Origin of the sequence: Kitasatospora sp. NPDC058046 (assembly GCF_042885595.1) — a bacterium.
Taxonomy (GTDB): Bacteria; Actinomycetota; Actinomycetes; order Streptomycetales; family Streptomycetaceae; genus Kitasatospora.
Genome location: NZ_JBHVRS010000026.1, coordinates 133353 through 150515 on the forward strand (window position 1 = coordinate 133353; position 17163 = coordinate 150515).

16 protein-coding genes and 1 pseudogene are annotated in these 17163 nt (G+C 73.4%); 11 read left to right on the top strand and 6 right to left on the bottom strand.

From position 1 onward, the window contains the following. Positions 1-11: 11 nt before the first annotated feature. Positions 12-755 carry a VOC family protein gene (locus ACFVU7_RS37600; protein ID WP_310593192.1) on the bottom strand — a complete coding sequence of 248 codons (744 nt, stop codon included), beginning with the start codon at positions 753-755 and terminating at the stop codon, positions 12-14. Positions 756-1006: 251 nt separating this feature from the next. Between ACFVU7_RS37600 and ACFVU7_RS37605 the strand changes: the two genes are divergently transcribed. Next, positions 1007-1885 (top strand): sulfurtransferase, encoded by an 879-nt coding sequence (locus tag ACFVU7_RS37605; protein WP_388050172.1) that lies wholly within the window; start codon positions 1007-1009, stop codon positions 1883-1885. A 56-nt stretch (positions 1886-1941) separates the two neighbouring features. On the opposite strand, the gene sepH is transcribed toward ACFVU7_RS37605, so the two are convergent. Continuing rightward, positions 1942-3024, bottom strand: coding sequence for a septation protein SepH (gene sepH / locus ACFVU7_RS37610; RefSeq protein WP_074005654.1), 1083 nt, complete (start codon positions 3022-3024; stop codon positions 1942-1944). A 517-nt stretch (positions 3025-3541) separates the two neighbouring features. Between sepH and ACFVU7_RS37615 the strand changes: the two genes are divergently transcribed. After that, complete coding sequence (locus ACFVU7_RS37615) at positions 3542-4423, top strand: hypothetical protein (protein WP_388050175.1); 882 nt, start codon at positions 3542-3544, stop codon at positions 4421-4423. Here ACFVU7_RS37615 and ACFVU7_RS37620 read toward each other — a convergent pair. Both ACFVU7_RS37620 and ACFVU7_RS37625 read right to left on the bottom strand, forming a co-directional pair. Continuing rightward, complete coding sequence (locus tag ACFVU7_RS37620; protein ID WP_388050177.1) at positions 4420-5742, bottom strand: D-arabinono-1,4-lactone oxidase; 1323 nt, start codon at positions 5740-5742, stop codon at positions 4420-4422. The genes ACFVU7_RS37615 and ACFVU7_RS37620 overlap by 4 nt on opposite strands. A 103-nt stretch (positions 5743-5845) precedes the next feature. Then, positions 5846-7114, bottom strand: coding sequence for an MFS transporter (locus tag ACFVU7_RS37625; protein WP_074005651.1), 1269 nt, complete (start codon positions 7112-7114; stop codon positions 5846-5848). A gap of 131 nt (positions 7115-7245) precedes the next feature. Between ACFVU7_RS37625 and ACFVU7_RS37630 the strand changes: the two genes are divergently transcribed. Together ACFVU7_RS37630 and ACFVU7_RS37635 are read left to right on the top strand one after the other, a co-directional pair. Continuing rightward, positions 7246-8403: a ferrochelatase gene (locus ACFVU7_RS37630; protein ID WP_375876168.1), complete on the top strand. Its 1158-nt coding sequence runs from the start codon at positions 7246-7248 to the stop codon at positions 8401-8403. Between the two features lie 78 nt (positions 8404-8481). Beyond that, positions 8482-9300: an inositol monophosphatase family protein gene (locus tag ACFVU7_RS37635; protein WP_079272792.1), complete on the top strand. Its 819-nt coding sequence runs from the start codon at positions 8482-8484 to the stop codon at positions 9298-9300. A gap of 188 nt (positions 9301-9488) precedes the next feature. Here the strand turns inward: ACFVU7_RS37635 and ACFVU7_RS37640 are convergent, their stop codons facing one another. Then, positions 9489-9674, bottom strand: a complete 186-nt coding sequence (locus tag ACFVU7_RS37640; RefSeq protein ID WP_030057688.1) for a hypothetical protein — start codon at positions 9672-9674, stop codon at positions 9489-9491. A gap of 444 nt (positions 9675-10118) precedes the next feature. Between ACFVU7_RS37640 and ACFVU7_RS37645 the strand changes: the two genes are divergently transcribed. The 4 genes from ACFVU7_RS37645 to ACFVU7_RS37660 all read left to right on the top strand — a co-directional run bounded on the left by ACFVU7_RS37645 (position 10119) and on the right by ACFVU7_RS37660 (position 14129). Beyond that, the gene (locus tag ACFVU7_RS37645) at positions 10119-10772 is read left to right on the top strand and encodes a response regulator transcription factor (RefSeq protein ID WP_049657097.1); all 654 of its coding nucleotides are present in this window, start codon (positions 10119-10121) and stop codon (positions 10770-10772) included. A gap of 73 nt (positions 10773-10845) precedes the next feature. Next, entirely contained in the window at positions 10846-12144 is a 1299-nt protein-coding gene (locus ACFVU7_RS37650; RefSeq protein WP_074005649.1) for a cell wall metabolism sensor histidine kinase WalK, read from the top strand. A 229-nt stretch (positions 12145-12373) separates the two neighbouring features. Then, complete coding sequence (locus ACFVU7_RS37655; protein ID WP_074005648.1) at positions 12374-13357, top strand: acyl-ACP desaturase; 984 nt, start codon at positions 12374-12376, stop codon at positions 13355-13357. Positions 13358-13829: 472 nt separating this feature from the next. Continuing rightward, positions 13830-14129: a DUF4193 domain-containing protein gene (locus ACFVU7_RS37660; protein ID WP_030285479.1), complete on the top strand. Its 300-nt coding sequence runs from the start codon at positions 13830-13832 to the stop codon at positions 14127-14129. A 269-nt stretch (positions 14130-14398) separates the two neighbouring features. On the opposite strand, the gene ACFVU7_RS37665 is transcribed toward ACFVU7_RS37660, so the two are convergent. Then, a complete protein-coding gene (locus tag ACFVU7_RS37665) occupies positions 14399-14848 on the bottom strand; it encodes a DUF3093 domain-containing protein (protein ID WP_049657093.1) in 450 nt (149 codons plus the stop codon). Between the two features lie 134 nt (positions 14849-14982). Between ACFVU7_RS37665 and ACFVU7_RS37670 the strand changes: the two genes are divergently transcribed. The 3 genes and pseudogenes from ACFVU7_RS37670 to ACFVU7_RS37680 all read left to right on the top strand — a co-directional run bounded on the left by ACFVU7_RS37670 (position 14983) and on the right by ACFVU7_RS37680 (position 16898). Then, positions 14983-15561 carry a PaaI family thioesterase gene (locus ACFVU7_RS37670; protein ID WP_049657100.1) on the top strand — a complete coding sequence of 193 codons (579 nt, stop codon included), beginning with the start codon at positions 14983-14985 and terminating at the stop codon, positions 15559-15561. Further along, positions 15558-16092, top strand: a pseudogene (gene dut, locus ACFVU7_RS37675) (dUTP diphosphatase). Before ACFVU7_RS37670 ends, dut begins: the two are co-directional and overlap by 4 nt. 2 nt (positions 16093-16094) lie before the next feature. Then, positions 16095-16898: a DUF3710 domain-containing protein gene (locus ACFVU7_RS37680; protein WP_049657098.1), complete on the top strand. Its 804-nt coding sequence runs from the start codon at positions 16095-16097 to the stop codon at positions 16896-16898. The last annotated feature ends 265 nt before the right edge of the window (positions 16899-17163 follow it).

The window sequence follows — 17163 nt, forward strand, 5'->3', positions numbered from 1 at the left end:
GAGCCGGGGCCCTAGGGAAGCACCTCCAGGACGGAGAAGTGCCCGCCCTGCGGGTCGGCCAGCCGGGCGGCGCGGCCGCGGGCGGTGTCGTGCGGTTCGACCAGGACCCGGCCGCCGAGTCCGAGGGTGTGCCGGGCGGTCAGTTCGGCGTCGCGGACCACGAAGTGGGTGCGCCAGCGCGGCGGGTGGCCGCGCAGCTCGGCGCGGTGCCGGATGCCGGCGACCGGCCGGCCGTCCACCAGCAGCGCGGTCTCCTCCGGGCCGGAGCGGACCGGGCGGTCGAGGACGGTGGAGTAGAAGCCGGCGGCGCCCTCCGCGTCGGGGGTGAGCAGTTCGGCCCAGGCCGGGGCGCCCGGTTCGCGGCCGGCCTCCCGGCCGAGGTGCTCCTCGCCCTGCCAGAGGCCGAAGACCGCGCCGGAGACGTCGGCGGCGATGGCCATCCGCCCGGCGCGCTCGGCCTGGAGCGGCCCGACGGCGACGGTTCCGCCGCACTCGCGCACCAGTTGGGCGGTGCGGTCGGCGTCGTCCACGGCGAAGTAGGTGGTCCACTGCACCGGGAAGCCGGTGGCGGTGGAGACGCCGAGGCCGGCCACCGGTGCCCCGTCGAGCTCGGCCCGGACGTAGTCGCCGAGCTGGCCGGGCCCGGGCGTGTACGTCCAGCCGAGCAGGGCGCCGTAGAAGGCGCGGGCGCCGGGCAGGTCGTCGGTCAGCAGGCTGACCCAGCAGGGCGTGCCCTGGGCCAGTCGGAGTTCCACCGCGGGCAATGCGGGCCTCCTCGTGGGTGGTTGGCGCACGGAAATCCTCGCGCGCGAGGGTGATGCTTCCACCCTGGCGGGCGCCCAACCCTCGGGCCGCGCGGAAAGTCCGGCAAAGACCCCACAAAGAGCGACGGGTCGGGCGTGTCCCGCGGTTTCCCGCCGGATTCGCGTCGGATTCCGCCGGGTCCGGGGGCGGCGGGAATCCCGATCACCCGCCGCCGGGGCGGCGCTGCGCGACAATGGCCGCCATGACCACCACCTACAACGACGGTTCCCCGCTGATCTCCGCGGCCGGGCTGCGGGAGGCGCTGGCCTCCACGCTGCCGCCGGTGCTGCTGGACGTGCGCTACCAGCTGGTCGGTGCCGCGCCGGGCGGCCCGACCGCGGCCGAGGAGTACCGGGCCGGCCACCTGCCCGGCGCCCACTTCGTGGAGCTGGACCGGGACCTGGCGGCCCCGCCCGGCGCCCCCGGCCGGGGCGGGCGCCACCCGCTGCCGGACCCGGAGGAGTTCGGCGCGGCGATGCGCCGCTTCGGGGTGAGCGCGGGGCGCCCGGTCGTGGTGTACGACGGCGCGGCCTCGATGGCGGCGGCCCGGGCCTGGTGGCTGCTGCGCTGGGCCGGGCACCGGGACGTCCGGGTGCTGGACGGCGGCTTCGCGGCCTGGCAGGCGGCCGGGCTGCCGGTGACGGCCGAGCTGCCGGAGCCCGGCGAGGGTGACTTCAAGCCGGTGCCGGGGCAGCTGCCGACGGTGGACGGGGACGGCGCCGCGGCCTGGGCCCGCCGCGGCCTGCTGCTGGACGCCCGGTCCGGGGAGCGCTACCGGGGCGAAACCGAGCCGGTGGACCCGCGGGCCGGGCACATCCCGGGCGCGGTCTCGGCGCCGACGGCCGACAACGTGGGCCCGGACGGCCGCTTCCGGCCGGCCGCCGAGCTGGCCGCCCGGTTCCGTGGGCTGGGCGCGGGGGAGCGGGAGACGGCGGTGTACTGCGGCTCGGGCGTGACGGCGGCGCACCAGGTCCTGGCGCTGGAGGTGGTGGGCCTGCCGGCCGCGCTGTACCCGGGCTCGTGGAGCGAGTGGTCGAGCGACGGGGCGCGTCCGGTGGCGGTCACCGACCAGCCGGGCTGATCTCCCCGGGCATGCCGAAGGGGCGGGAGGCCCGGCCTCCCGCCCCTTCGGCGTCGCTACTCCTGCTTCTTGCGCCGGCTGCCGAAGACGATCTCGTCCCAGCTGGGCACGGTGGCCCGGCGACCGGGCCGGACGCCGTCCGCCTCGGCCTGCCGGTCGGTGGTGCCGACCAGGCGCTCGCGGTGCGGGGCGACGGCGCGCGGCATCAGGATGTCGGCGTAGGCCGAGCCCGCGCCGACCGCCGGGGCGGCGGCCGCCGCGGCTGACTCCTCGGTCTCCTCGGCGACCTCCGCGGGCACCGGCTCGATCGGGGCGGGGGCGCCGACGGCGAGGTCGCCGCGGAAGGCGGGGACCACGTCGAGCAGGCTGGTCAGCGAGTCCCGGGCGTCGGCGGTGGCCTCCCGCGACTCGCGGACCTCGCGGGACGACATGATGCGGTCGGCCGAGGGCCGGTCGATCATCGGGCGGGGCGGCCGGTCCTGGGGGAGCCGGGCGATCCGCGGGATGAACGGGAAGACCGACTCCTCCTCGCGCTCGACGTTCTCGCCGATCAGCGCGCGGGCCTCGTCGTCGTTGGGCTGGACCAGGCGCCGGGGCGGGTCGTACGTCCAGGAGGCGCTGCGGCCCTCGCCGTCGGCCCGGTAGGAGAGGATGACCTCCCAGGTGCCGTCGTCGCGCCGCCAGGAGTCCCAGCGCTCGGTCTCCTTCTCGGCGCCGCGCAGCGCGAGCCGCTCGGCGACGGCCTCGCCGAGCTGCGGGCCGGGGGACTCGCCGTTGCGGCGGATGGCGGTCTTGCGGGCGCGCTCGGCCATGAAGGCGCGCTCGGCGAGCACCGGGCCCTCGAAGCGGCGGACGCGGTCGACGGAGATCCCGGCGGCCTGGGCGACCTCCTCCGCGGAGGCACCGGCTCGTATCCGCGCCTGGATGTCCCGGGGGCGGAGGTGGCTCTCGACCTCGATCTCGATCTGGCCGAGGCGCGGCCGGTCGCCACGGATGGCGGCGCGCAGCCGTTCGTCGATGGGAAGGGTGTACTCCGTGCTGTCGGCAGCCTTGAGCACCAGCCGTGTGCCGTCGTTGCTGACGGCCACAACCCGCAGTTCGGGCACGGTTACCTCCCGGGTGGTGCCTGCCGACGTCACCTGCGTCGTTGCTCCCGTACTGAGTGTGGCCTGCCCACTCGCGACTGGCCACAACCTTGCTGAGTTCCCCGGCGTGTCGGGCTTACGCCCGCGCACGCCGCTGTGGCACGGTTGCCTTTTTGCCACGCCATCGGTTGACGTCGCGCCTGGGTGTCCCGGCCGTCCTCGCACGCGCAGTGAACGCGACGTTCCGGGACGGGCGTCGCCGTGCGTGCCCGGTCCGTGTCTCCTTGTCAAGCTGCCGGTGGGGGCGCAGTCGACAAGTCGACCCAAGGCTCGGGCTTTACGAACAGTACTCCATTCGTGGCATCCACAGGGGCGGCTCGCCGCTCAAGTCTCCCGCGATTCACGGGAATCTCAAGAGCGTGCTCCCCCGATGGCGGACCACCGCCGGACGGACGGTGATCATCTTCACACAATCCGGGCGCCGAGAACCGCATTTTCGTCCCTTGTGTCCTTCTTTGGGCAAGATGGAGAGCCTTGTACGAAGAACAGCCGTAGGGACCGAGGGATGTTGATGCCGGAGCGGAGCCCCGCCGAGGAGGGCGGCAAGGCCAAGGAGGAGCGCAGGCGCATCGATCTGAGTGTGGCTCAGGTCGCGGCGAGTGCGCTGGCCACGGTGGTGGGTGCGCTGCTGGCCTCCGAACTGGGGGTGTACGGCACGATCCTGGGCGCCGCCGTGGTGAGCATCGGGGCCACCACCGGCGGCGCGGTGTTCCAGCACATCTTCAAGCGGACCGGCGAGCAGCTGCGCGAGGCGGTGGACCGGGGGCCGAACCAGGCCGCCAACACCCTGCGCCAGGTGCCGGTCGAGTCCGAGCTGCCGGAGACGCGGGTGCAGCCGCCGGTGATCACCTCGGAGTGGAACGAGCCGCAGGTGGTCCGGGCGCGTCGCCGGTGGGGCTGGAAGACGTACGCGGCGGTGTCCGGGTTGGTCTTCGTGCTGGCGATGACGCCGATCGTGGTGTTCGAACTGGCCACCGGGCAGCCGGTGTCGGCGACGGTCAAGGGCGAGTCCGGCAACGGCACGTCCTTCGGCGGCTCGGTGGCGCCCAAGTCCTCCCGGCAACAGGACGCCCCGCCGGAGCGGCCGTCCCAGGGCGGGAACGGGAAGCAGGGGCAGGACAACGCGCCCTCCGGTGGCGCCTCCGCCCCGTCGACCACCCGGCCGGGCCGGGAGCCGGTCGACACGCCGAGCACCGGCGCGGGGACGGGCTCGCCCTCGGCCGGCCCGACCGCGACCCCGTCGGCCGGCGCCTCCCCGTCGGCGGGCGGCGGGAAGCCCACCGGCGGAGCGACCCCGCAGCCGACGGCGCCGAACAGCGCCCCGGCGAACGAACCGGCGAAGGCGCCGGTGGCCCCGCCGCCGGCCGACGGGAACAACGCGGCGACGCCCTAGTCGCCCAGCACCCGGCGCAGGTAGTCGTTGCCGAACAGCCGCCGCGGGTCGACCTCGTCGCGCAGTGCGGTGAAGTCGCCGAAGTGCGGGTAGACGTCGGCCAGGTAGGCGGCGTCGCGGGTGTGCAGCTTGCCCCAGTGGGGCCGTCCCTGATGGGCGGTCATCAGCTGTTCCACGCCGGTGAAGTAGCCCTGGTCGGCGGTGCCCCGGTAGAGGTGGACGGCGATGTAGGCGCTGTCCCGGCCGGAGGCGGTGGAGAGCCAGAGGTCGTCGGCGGGGGCGAAGCGCACCTCGACCGGGAAGCCGACCTTCCAGTCGGAGCGCTCGACCAGGGACTTCAGCTCGCGCAGCACCTCGCCGACGGCCGCGCGCGGCACCGCGTACTCCATCTCCACGAAGCGGACCTTGCGCGGGCTGGTGAACACCTTGTACGCGGTGTCGGTGAAGCTGCGCTCGGACCAGGCCCGGCTGGCCAGCGAGGCGATCGAGGGGATCGAGCCGGGGAAGCGCCGGCCGACCCGGCAAGCCCCCTCCCAGACGGTGTTGGAGAGGAAGTCGTCCTCCAGCCACTCCTTGAACCGGGGCAGCGGGGCGGCCGGCCCCTGGCTGCGGTTGTTGCGCTTGGTGGAGCAGCGGTCGGTGTGCGGGAACCAGTAGAACTCGAAGTGCTCGTTGACGGCGGTGAGGTCGTCCAGGCGCTCCAGCACCTCGTCGAAGCCCATCGGCTGCTCGTGCGCGGTGAGCAGGAAGGCCGGTTCGACGCCGAAGGTGAGCGCGGTGATCACGCCGAGGGCGCCGAGGCCGAGCCGGGCGCCCTGGAAGAGCCGGGGGTTCTCGGTGGGGGAGCAGTGCCGGACGGTGCCGTCGGCGAGGACGATCTCCAGCGCGCGGATCTGGGCGGCCAGCGAGCCGGAGTCGCGGCCGGTGCCGTGGGTGCCGGTGCTGGTGGCGCCGGCCACGGTCTGGACCTCGATGTCGCCCATGTTGGTCAGCGAGAGGCCCTCGGTGGCGAGGACGCGGTTGAGCCGGTGCAGCGGGAGGCCGGATTCGACGGTGATGGTGCCGGCCTCGCGGTCGATCTCGCGGACGGCGGTGAGCGCGTGCGGGCGGATCTGGACGCCGTCGTCGGCGGAGGCGATCGAGGTGAAGGAGTGGCCGGATCCGACGGCCTTGACGGTGCGGCCCTGTTCGGCGGCCCGCCGGATCTCCCTGGCCAGCTCCTCCACGGTGCCGGGGGCGGCGGCCCGGGCGGGCCGGGCGCTCTGGTTGCCGGCCCAGTTGGTCCACCGGGTGGGGGTCGCGGTACTGGCCTGGGGCATTGCGCTGCCTCCTGCTCCGTGGCCGAACGGGTTCGGCGCGGTCCGGGGCGGCGCAGCCGCCCTACCCATGGGTAGCCCCGTGGGTAGGGCGAGGCTAGTCAGTTCACCGTTCGGCGTCTACGGTCCGTCCGGCCCCTTCGGCGGCCGTCCCGGCGCCGGCTTCGGCGGTCAGGCCGGCGCGCAGCCGGCCGAGGCCGGCGAGGGCGGCGACCACTCCGAGCAGGCCGGCGGCCAGCGGCACCCAGTAGCCCGCGGCGGCGCCGGAGGCGTCGATCACCCAGCCGCCGGCCGAGGAGCCGGCCGCGACGCCGAGGGCCAGGCCGGTGGTGGTCCAGGTCATGCCCTCGGTCAGCTGGGCGGCCGGGACGAGCCGCTCGACCAGGGCCATCGCGGTGATCAGGGTGGGGGAGATGGCGATGCCGGCGACCAGCAGCGCGGCTCCGACCACGACCAGCCCGCCGATGCCGTGCACCGCGTGGGCGACCAGCAGCAGCGGCACCATGCTGACGGCCATGAACAGGACGCCGACGAGGAAGCGGACCGCCATCGAGCCGGTGAGCTTGAGGGTGCCGAAGACGACCCCGGCCAGGCAGGACCCGAGCGCCCACAGGGCGAGGATCACGCTGGAGATCGACTTGTGGCCCTGGGCCTCGGCGTAGGCGACGGTGACCACCTCGACCGAGCCGAAGATCGCGCCGGTGGCGACGAAGGTCAGGATCAGCGTCTGGAGGCCGCGGTTGAGGATGACCGAGCCGCCCTCCTGCCGGGCGGCCGGATGGACCGGCGGCTCGGTGGAGCGCTGCCCGGCGAACAGCAGGACGCCGACGGCGAGGAAGATCCCGGCGAGCAGTACGCCGGCCTCGGGGAAGACGGAGGTGGCGAGGCCGATGGAGAGGATCGGGCCGACGATGAAGCAGACCTCGTCGACCACGGCCTCGAAGGAGTAGGCGGTGTGCAGCTTGCCGGTGTCCTCGCGGTAGAGGTGGGCCCAGCGGGCGCGGACCATCGCGCCGGTGCTCGGCATCACGCCCATGCCGGCGGCGAAGACGAACAGCGTCCAGTCCGGGGCCTCCAGCCGGGCGCAGAGCAGCAGGCCGGTGACGGCGACGATGGTGAGCGCCATGGCGGGGACGATGATCCTGCGCTGGCCGTGCCGGTCCACCAGCCGGGAGACCTGCGGGCCGAGGATCGCGGCGGAGACCGCGAGGCAGGCCGAGACCAGGCCGGCGACCCCGTAGGAGCCCCGGAGCTGGGACAGCATGGTCACGATGCCGATCCCGGTCATGGAGATCGGCAGTCGGGAGACGAAGCCGGTGGTGGAGAAGGCCAGAGTGCCGGGGGAGGCGAATATCTGGCGGTAGCTGGACAGCACGGGAGCTCCGGGCGGGGGAGTAAGGAACAAGGCTGGCAAACACAGCTTACGTACGTTGGCAAACGGTATTTTCCGGGCACTCGCGCGGCCCCGGCGACGGTGCCCGGTCCCTCAGTGGCAGGATCGGTTCCATGTCCGACGCGCGCAAACCCTCCCCGTCCGGCGCCGCCCCGGCAGCGCCGCAGCCGTATGACGCCCTGTTGCTGCTGTCCTTCGGCGGGCCCGAGGGCCCCGAGGACGTCGTCCCGTTCCTGGAGAACGTCACCCGCGGCCGCGGCATCCCCAAGGAGCGGCTGAAGGAGGTGGGCAAGCACTACTTCATGTTCGGCGGGGTCAGCCCGATCAACGGGCAGAACCGCGAGCTGCTCGCCGCGCTGCGCGAGGACTTCGCCGAGCACGGGCTGGACCTCCCGGTCTACTGGGGCAACCGGAACTGGGCGCCCTACCTGGTCGACACCCTGCGGGAGCTGGCCGCCGACGGGCACCGCCGGATCGCCGTGCTCGCCACCAGCGCGTACGCCGGCTACTCGGGCTGCCGCCAGTACCGGGAGAACCTGGCCGACGCGCTGGCCGCGCTCGCCGAGGAGGGCGGGCCCGCCCTGCGGGTCGACAAGCTGCGGCACTTCTACAACCACCCGGGCTTCGTCGAGCCGATGGTCGACGCCGCCCTGGCCGCCCTGGACGAGCTGCCCGAGGCCGTCCGCGCCGGCGCCCGGCTGGCGTTCACCACCCACTCCATCCCGCACTCCATGGCCGAGTCCTCCGGCGCCCCGGACGACCCGGCCCGCGGTGAGCCCGGCGGCGCGTACGTCGCCCAGCACCTGGACGTGGCCCGGCTGATCGCCGCCGCGCTGGCCGAGCGCACCGGCGTGGCCGACCGGCCGTGGGAGTTGGTCTACCAGAGCCGCAGCGGGGCCCCGCACATCCCGTGGCTGGAACCCGACATCTGCGACCACCTGGAGGCCCAGCACGCCGACGGCGCGCCCGCCGTGGTGATGGTCCCGATCGGCTTCGTCTCCGACCACATGGAGGTCAAGTACGACCTCGACACCGAGGCCGTCGCCAAGGCCGCGGAGATCGGCCTGCCGGTCTCCCGCGCCGCCACCGTCGGCGCCGACCCCCGGTTCACCGCCGCCGTGCGCGAGCTCGTCCTGGAGCGCGCCGCCACCGAGCGCGGCGAGCCGGTGACCCGCTGCGCCCTGGGCGCCCTCGGCCCCAGCCACGACGTGTGCGCGGTGGCCTGCTGCCCCAACCCGCGGGCCCCGCGTCCGGCCGTCGCCGAGCGCTGACCGCCCGTCGCGCCCGCTCCATCCGTCCCGCCAGTCCCGCTCGTCCCGCTCGTCCCGTCGCCCCGGAGGAGAACCCCCGTGCCCACCCCCGCCCTGCCCGACGACGGCCTCCTCGACGACCTGCTGGAGGTCGCCCTGGACGCGGCCCGGCAGGCCGGCGCCCTGCTGCGCGACGGCCGCCCGGCCGACCTCGGCGTGGCCGGTACCAAGAGCAGTCCGGTCGACGTGGTCACCGAGATGGACCTCGCCTCCGAGAAGCTCGTCCTGGAGCTGATCACCGACCGCCGCCCCGAGGACGGCTACCTGGGCGAGGAGGGCGCCGAGCGGCCGGGCACCAGCGGGGTCCGCTGGGTCGTGGACCCGCTCGACGGAACGGTCAACTACCTTTACGGGCTGCCCTCCTGGGCGGTCAGCGTGGCCGCCGAGGTGGACGGCCGGGCGGTCGTCGGCGTGGTGTACGCGCCGGCCCGCGGCGAGCTGTTCCACGCCGTCCTGGGCCGCGGCGCCCGCCTCGACGGCCGCCCGCTCTCGGCCCGCCCGGCCCCGCCCTGGGGCCAGGCGCTGATCGCCACCGGCTTCAACTACGTCCAGCCGGTGCGGGTCCGGCAGGCCGAGGTGCTGCTGGCGCTGATGCCGGAGGTGCGGGACATCCGCCGGGGCGGGGCGGCCGCGGTGGACCTGTGCGACGTCGCCGCCGGGCGGCTGGACGGCTACTACGAGCGCGGCCTGGCCCCCTGGGACCGGGCGGCCGGCTGCCTGATCGCCACCGAGGCCGGCGCCCTGGTCGGCGGCCGGCCCGGGCACGGGCCGGACGGCGAGCTGACCGTGGCCGCCGCTCCGGGCGTGTACCAGCCGCTCCAGGAGCGGCTGGCCGCGCTGCGCGCCTGGGCGGACTGACCGGTTCCGCCGGCCCGCTGCCGGAACCCGGCGGCGGGACGGCCCGGACGTGCGACGGGCCCGGGTGCGAAGGCCCCGGACATGCGAAGAGCCCTGACATACGGGGGATGCCAGGGCCTGGGTTTCGCACGGCCCCCGTAGGGCCGCTGGTGCCGGAGGTCCGGCGACGGGTCGGTGTGCCGGACGGGTCAGGCAGCGGTGCGGTGGCGCTCCAGCACCGTGTCCACGCCGTGCTCGGCGGCGAGTCGGCGGAGGTCGTCCAGCTCGGACTGCTCCACCTCGGCGAGGAACTCGTCCCCGGCCTCGATCGCGCGGTGCAGGTCCTGCTCGGCGTTGGCTATGCGCTGCAGGATTCCGGCCTTGAAGGCGTCCATACGGGCCCCCTTACTGTGTCGGACGTGCACGGTCGTGCGCTCTCCGCCCCGGGGAAGGTCCAGCCGGTGAAAGCACCCAGGCCGGAAGGTGGTGGCAGTCCGGACGGGTGCGGAGACGGCCCTTCGGCCGCTCCCGGTGATGTCCCAGCCCCAGGGCCGGCGCGGATGAACGCACGGCGGGTGGGTGCGATCGGCCGTCAGCCAGATCGCGGGTGTGCAGCTGTCCTCCCCGCCCCCAGGGCGGGGAAACCTTTCGGCGCGAGAAAGTTGCCCGTGTCACAGTCCAAGCGGAGTGGTGCGGATGCGAACAGTGACCGCCGCGGACCCGGGTTCCGTGCCCGAGGGGCAGCTTATCGCTGCTTTACCGCCCGACCAGGCAGGATGGAGGCACCGTCGGAGCCGTGCGTCCGCTTCCGGGGCCGGCCTGGAGAAGGGACAACGACCGTGCGGGTTCTCGTCGTCGAGGACGAGCAGCTGCTTGCAGAGGCCGTCGCGACCGGTCTGCGCCGCGAGGCGATGGCCGTCGACGTTGTGTACGACGGGGAGGCCGCGCTCCAGCGCATCGCGGTCAACGACTACGACGTCGTCGTCCTGGACCGCGATCTTCCGCTGGTCCACGGGGACGACGTCTGCCGCAAGGTGGTCGAGCAGGGCCTGGCCACCCGGGTGATCATGCTGACCGCCTCCGGCGACATCAGCGACCGGGTCGAGGGCCTGGAGATCGGCGCGGACGACTACCTTCCGAAGCCGTTCGCCTTCAGCGAACTCGTCGCCCGGGTAAGGGCGCTGGGCCGCCGCGCGACCATCCCGCTGCCCCCGGTGCTGGAGCGGGCCGGCATCTCGGTCGACCCCGGCCGGCGCGAGGTGATCCGCGACGGGCGCACCGTCCAGCTCGCCCCCAAGGAGTTCGCCGTCCTGGAGGTGCTGATGCGGGCCGGCGGTGCCGTCGTCTCCGCCGAGCAGCTCCTGGAGAAGGCCTGGGACGAGCACACCGACCCGTTCACCAACGTCGTGCGCGTCACCGTGATGACGCTGCGCCGCAAGCTCGGGGACCCGCCGGTGATCGTCACCGTGCCGGGCTCCGGCTACCGGATCTGACGACCGGAGTCCGCCCACCCCGAGACTCCCCGCCGTAAGCGCCCGCCCCGGCGGACGCCCCGAGAGGACCATCATGACCACCCCGCCCCCGGCCGGCGGGGCCTCCGGCGCGCCCGCCGGCGGCCCGCGTGCCGTCCCGCCGAAGCCCCTGACCCCGCCGCGCGTCCACCGCCCCGGGCCCTACGTCCCCGGCGACGGCATGCTCGCCTGGTTCCCCTTCCGCCCCACCATCCGGATGCGCCTCACCCTGCTCTACGGCGGGATGTTCCTGATGGCCGGCGTGGTGCTGCTGCTGCTGATGTACGTGTTCTTCCAGGACGCCGTCTCGTACCTGGCACCGCGCAACCTGGTCTTCGACGGCAGCATCCAGGTCACCGGCCCGGACGGCGTCCACTCCACGATGAACAGCACGAGCTACAACCAGTTGCAGGCCGCCGACTTCCTGGCGCGCTCCGACTCCGCGCTCAACACCCTGCTGCGCAAGTCGCTGACCATGCTGCTCTGCCTCGCCGTGATCGCCTTCGCGGCGGGCTACGCGATGGCCGGCCGGGTCCTGCGCCCGCTCGGCCGGATCACCCGCACCGCCCGCGACGTGGCCTCCTCCGACCTGCACCGCCGGATCGAGCTGGACGGCCCGGACGACGAGCTCAAGGAGCTCGCCGACACCTTCGACGGCATGCTGGACCGGCTGGACCGCTCCTTCGACTCCCAGCGCCGCTTCGTCGCCAACGCCTCGCACGAGCTGCGCACCCCGCTGGCGATCAACCGCACCCTGCTGGAGGTCCAGCTCTCCGACCCGGCGACCTCCTCCGACCTCCAGCAGCTGGGGAGGACCCTGCTGGCCACCAACGAGCGCAGCGAGCAGCTCGTCGAGGGCCTGCTGCTGCTCGCCCGCAGCGAGAACGAGCTGACCGACCGGCGCCCGGTGGAGCTGTCCGAGGTGGCCACCCGGGCGCTGGAGCAGACCCGGGGCGAGGCCGACAAGCGCGAGGTCGAGCTGCGTTCGAAGCTCGATCCGGCGATGGCCGCCGGCAACGGCGTGCTGCTGGAGCGGCTCGCGCTCAACCTGCTGCAGAACGCCGTCCGGTACAACACCCCGGGCGGCTGGGTCGAGCTGGCCACCACCGCGGTGCCCGGCGGCGGCGAGCTGGTGGTCTCCAACACCGGCCCGGTGGTGCCCGGGTACGAGCTGGAGCACATCTTCGAGCCGTTCCGCCGGGTCAAGGGCGCCGACCGCACCCGCAGCGACAAGGGGGTCGGGCTCGGCCTGTCCATCGTCCGCTCGGTGGTGCGCGCCCACGGCGGCACCATCGAGGCCACGCCGCGCGCCGGCGGCGGCCTCACCATGAGGGTCCGCATCCCCTCGCCGTAAGGGTCGAACGCCCCTTCCGCGGGCGACCGTTTCCAGCCGCCCCCGCCAGGCCCGTCAAGACGACATAAGGCCTGGCGGGGGCGGCTTGTCTTTTCCGGCCCGAGCAACTTACGGTGTCGTAACCTACGCAACCGTAGGTGAGTCCGTCGGCGCCCCGCCGACGGGTCCACGACGTGTCCCCGTCCAGCGCGCCCGTCCCAGCGCGTGCCGTCCCCTCAGGAGCACCACCGTGACCATCGCCCCTGTGCAGAGCAGCTCCCCGCTCGTCGCGAGCGGCTGGACCGACGCGCGGCTGATCCTCGCCCTCGAAGAGGTCGTCGAGAAGGAGCTCAACCGCCACCTGGGCGTGGCGAAGGAGTGGATGCCGCACGAGTTCGTCCCGTGGAGCCAGGGCCGCGACTTCGACGGCGTGCTGGGCGGCGAGGCCTGGTCGCTGGAGCACTCCAAGGTGACCCCGGTCGGCCGGGTGTCGCTGGTGGTCAACCTGCTGACCGAGGACAACCTGCCCAGCTACCACCACGAGATCGCGACCATGTTCGGCCGCGAGGGCGCCTGGGGCACCTGGGTGCACCGCTGGACGGCCGAGGAGGGCCGGCACGGAATAGCCATTCGCGACTACCTGCTCGCCACCCGCGCGGTCGACCCGGTGGAGCTGGAGCGGGCCCGGATGAGCCACATGTCGGAGGGCTTCGAGTCCGACAACGCGCACAGCATGCTGCACTCCGTCGCGTACGTGGCCTTCCAGGAGCTCGCCACCCGCATCGCGCACCGCAACACCGGCAGGTACGCCGGCGACCCGCTGTGCGAGCAGCTGCTGGCGAAGATCGCCAACGACGAGAACCTGCACATGGTCTTCTACCGGAACCTGCTGAAGGCCGCCCTGGAGATCGCCCCGGACCAGGCCATGCGGGCCGTCGCCGACGTGGTCACCGACTTCCGGATGCCCGGCCACGGCATCCCCGGCTTCGAGCGCGCCGCCGCGCAGATCGCCCTCGGCGGGGTGTACAACCTGCGCATCCACCACGACGACGTGCTCCAGCCGGTGCTGCGCCACCTCAAGGTGATGGAGATCGGCGGGCTCGGCCCGGAGGGCCTGCTGGCGCAGAACGAGCTGGGCGTCTTCCTCGACGGGCTGGACGGCCAGGCCCGGAAGTTCGAGGAGCGCCAGGCCGCCCTGCTGGCACGCCGGGAGGCCCGGAAGAACGCCGGCTGAGATGCTGGACCGAGCGGTCGGAGTGGGTGGATTTCCCGCGGTTTGCCCTGGATGATTCTGAACGTGACCAAGCTCACACCGTGTCGCTCCACGATTCCGGGCAACCCCGGAGAGTGATCACCTGATCGGGGGTGTCGATCGCCGTCCGTGACCGGATTCCGGTCACCGGTCGGTCCGCGGAATCGGTCGGCATCCCTGATGGACAAGGGATTCCCCAGACATCCACACCGATTGTGCTCACTGTGCGTGGTCGGTTTACCGGGTCCCCGGAAGGCTGGTGATGGCCCAGCGTGAGGCCTTCCACAGCCCTGGGGATCACCCCGATGGAGCCCGGGCTGAGTGTCGATTGAGTAACAGGGCTTGAAGTAAGGCAAAATCTCCGCCTCGGGTCGGGCACAAGACCGACCCCCCATGCGTTACGTGCGCTGGAGATACCGCACACACCGCACAACCCGGAGGGGGAGAGCGAAAAATGGCAACCGACTACGACACCCCACGCAAGACCGACGACGAGCTCAACGAAGACAGCATCGAGGAGCTCAAGGCTCGGCGGAACGACAAGGGCGGCAGCTCTGTCGACGTCGACGAGTTCGACGCCGCCGAGGGCATGGAGCTCCCCGGTGCCGACCTCTCGAACGAGGAGCTCGCCGTCCGTGTCCTGCCGAAGCAGGCGGACGAGTTCACCTGCATGAGCTGCTTCCTCGTGCACCACCGCAGCCAGCTCTACAGCGAGAAGAACGGCAACCCGATCTGCCGGGACTGCGGCGCCTGAGCACCGCGGCGGACAGGACCCGGTGCCCGCGGCTGCGCCCGCGGGACCGGTACACCGCTCCTTCCGGCCCCGGGCAGCGGGGCCGGACGGCAGGTCCGGGCACCGTCCGTCTGGACGGGCCCGGGAGGACGGAGTCGGCCGGTCGACCGGTCAGGACAAAGTCGTAGGGACGGTCCCGCAGCAGCGGAACCGTCCCTCTCCGTTTGTCCGGCCTCTTCCGTCCGGCTCGTGTCCGGGCCCGACCGCCTCGCGGCCCGGCCCGGTCCGCCTCAGGTGCGGGCGCCGCGCCGGGCGTCCTCCAGTGCCTCCGCCAGCTTCATCGGCGAGCGGGTCGACAGGTAGAGGTACGGCGTCGGGTCGGTCGGATCGGTCACCTCGACCCGCAGCGCCGTCGGGACGTAGCTGCGCAGCAGCATGAAGGCGCGCGGATCGGCCTTCCGGCCGCGCCAGGCCGCCGCCTCGGCGGGGCTCAGCGCCTGCGCGTCGCCGAGCGCGTCCACCGGGATCCGGGCCGGGCCGGCCACCAGGGAGCCCTGGACCACGCGGATGCGGGCCGAGCCGTAGCTGCTGATCGCGACCGCGCCGGCGGCGATGCCGACCACCAGTCCGATCAGCGCGGCCGGACCGCTGACCCGGATCAGGATCAGCGCGAACGTGAGGCCCAGCGCGATCGGGAGCAGCCACCAGGAGCGCGGCACCGTGAGGCGTTCGTCGTACATGCCTCCATTGTGGTCGCCCTGACGTCCGGCCCGGGACGCCACCCCCACCGGAGGCCCGCTACCCCTGGGTAGGCTGGGGCCCCGTGACCGGTACGACAGCCCCCAGCACCCCCACCGACCGGCCGGCGCCCGCCATACCGCCGTCCCCGACCACCCCGCCGCCGGACGCCGTCCTGCCGGAGCGCCACCCCCAGGCGCCCGCCCCCGGCACCCGGCTCGGCTCCCACTACGAGCACTGCTTCGGCTGCGGCCCGCAGCACCCCGGCGGCCTGCGGATCGACGCGGTCGCCGGAGAGGGACTCGACGTCACCGCCGAGTTCGCCGTCCGCGACGCCCACCAGGGCGGCCCCGGCCTGGCCCACGGCGGGCTGCTGACCACCGCCATGGACGAGACCCTCGGCACGCTCAACTGGCTGCTGCACGCCCCCGCCGTGACCGGCCGGCTGGAGACCGACTTCCTCAGCCCGGTGCCCGTCGACTCGGTGCTGCACCTGCGCGCCTGGATCACCGGCGTGCACGGCCGCAAGATCTACAGCGCCGCCGAGGCGCGGATCGGCGGACCGGACGGGCCGGTCGCCGTCCGGTCCCAGGCCCTCTTCATCCAGGTAAAGCTGGAACACTTCACCACGCACGGTCGTCCCGAGGACATCGAGAAGGTCCTCGACGACCCGGATCTGATGAAGCGCGCACGAGCCTTTGAGGTGAACCCTTGAGCGACACCCCCCGCCCGCAGCTGGACGTCCTGATCAAGCGCATCGACCCCGAGCTGCCGCTGCCCGCCTACGCGCAGCCCGGGGACGCCGGTGCCGACCTGCGCACCACCGTCGACGCGGAGCTGGCCCCCGGCGAGCGGGTCATGCTGCCCACCGGCATCGCCATCGCCCTGCCGGACGGCTACGCGGCCTTCGTCCACCCCCGGTCGGGCCTGGCAGCTCGTTGCGGTGTTGCCCTCGTGAACGCCCCGGGGACGGTCGATGCCGGGTACCGTGGAGAGATCAAGGTGATCGTCGTCAATCTGGACCCGCGCGAGGGGGTCAGCTTCCGCCGAGGGGACCGAATCGCCCAGCTGGTGATCCAGCAGGTCGAGAAGGCCCGTTTCCACGAGGTGGAGGAGCTGCCTGGGTCGGCACGCGCCGAGGGCGGGTTCGGGTCGACCGGCGGCCATGCCGCGGTCTAGCATGCCCGCGGCCTCGCAGGAAGCCGAGCAGGCATTCGCATCGGTCTTGGACCGGGAAGGGCAGTGACCGTGTTCCGTCGTCGCCAGAAGAGCGAGGACGCTGTCGAGCAGCTCGCCGACGACGCCATCAGCGCCGACGAGACGGCCGATGACGTCGAAGGTTCCGCCGAGAGCGAGAACGTGACCGAGCTGGACCCGGCCGACAGGGTCGGCCTGCCGCCGGCCCCCCGGCCGGACGGTCCGTGGGACCACTCCGAGCTGGAGAACCCCGAGGAGGGGCGCGTCGACCTCGGGGGTCTGCTGGTCCCCGGCGTCGAGGGCATGGAGCTGCGCGTCGAGGTCGCCGGTGACGCGATCGTGGCGGCAACCCTTGTGCTCGGAAACAGCGCCATCCAGCTCCAGGCCTTCGCGGCCCCGAAGTCGGAGGGCATCTGGGGGGAGGTCCGGGAGGAGATCGCCAACGGCATCACCTCGCAGGGCGGCCTCATCGAGGAGGAGGAGGGCCCGCTCGGCTGGCACCTCCGCGCCCGGGTCCCCGTGCAGCTGCCGGACGGCACCCAGGGCGTGCAGCTGGTGCGGTTCGTCGGCTGCGACGGTCCGCGCTGGTTCCTGCGCGGCGTGATCTCGGGCCAGGCCGCCGTGCAGCCGGAGATGGCCGGGATCCTGGAGCAGGTCTTCCGGCAGACGGTCGTCGTGCGCGGCGAGTCCCCGATGGCTCCCCGCGACCCGATCGTCCTGAAGCTTCCCGAGGACGCCCAGATGGTCGCCGACGGTGGCGGGGCGACCGCCGCCGCCGGTGAGGGCGAGAACCGCTTCGGCGGTACCGCGCTCGACCCGTTCGCGCGCGGCCCGGAGATCACCGAGGTTCGCTGACCCGGCTCGGGCCGGCTCCGGCCGGCCCTGATCGGCACTGATCGCCCCTGCCCGGGAGCCCGGGCAGGGGCGATTTGCATGTGACGTGCCGGTGCCCGTACAGTTCCGGAGTCGCCGCGGGAGACCGGGGCGGCAAAGTGGAAAGTGAATCCGATGAATGAAACTCCGGAAAACGGAGCGGAAAACATCTGATAAGCTGGAAACACGAAAGAACGAAGCCCGGAGGGTCCGCTGGAAGGCGGTCCGAAGGAAGCGTCCGTTCCTT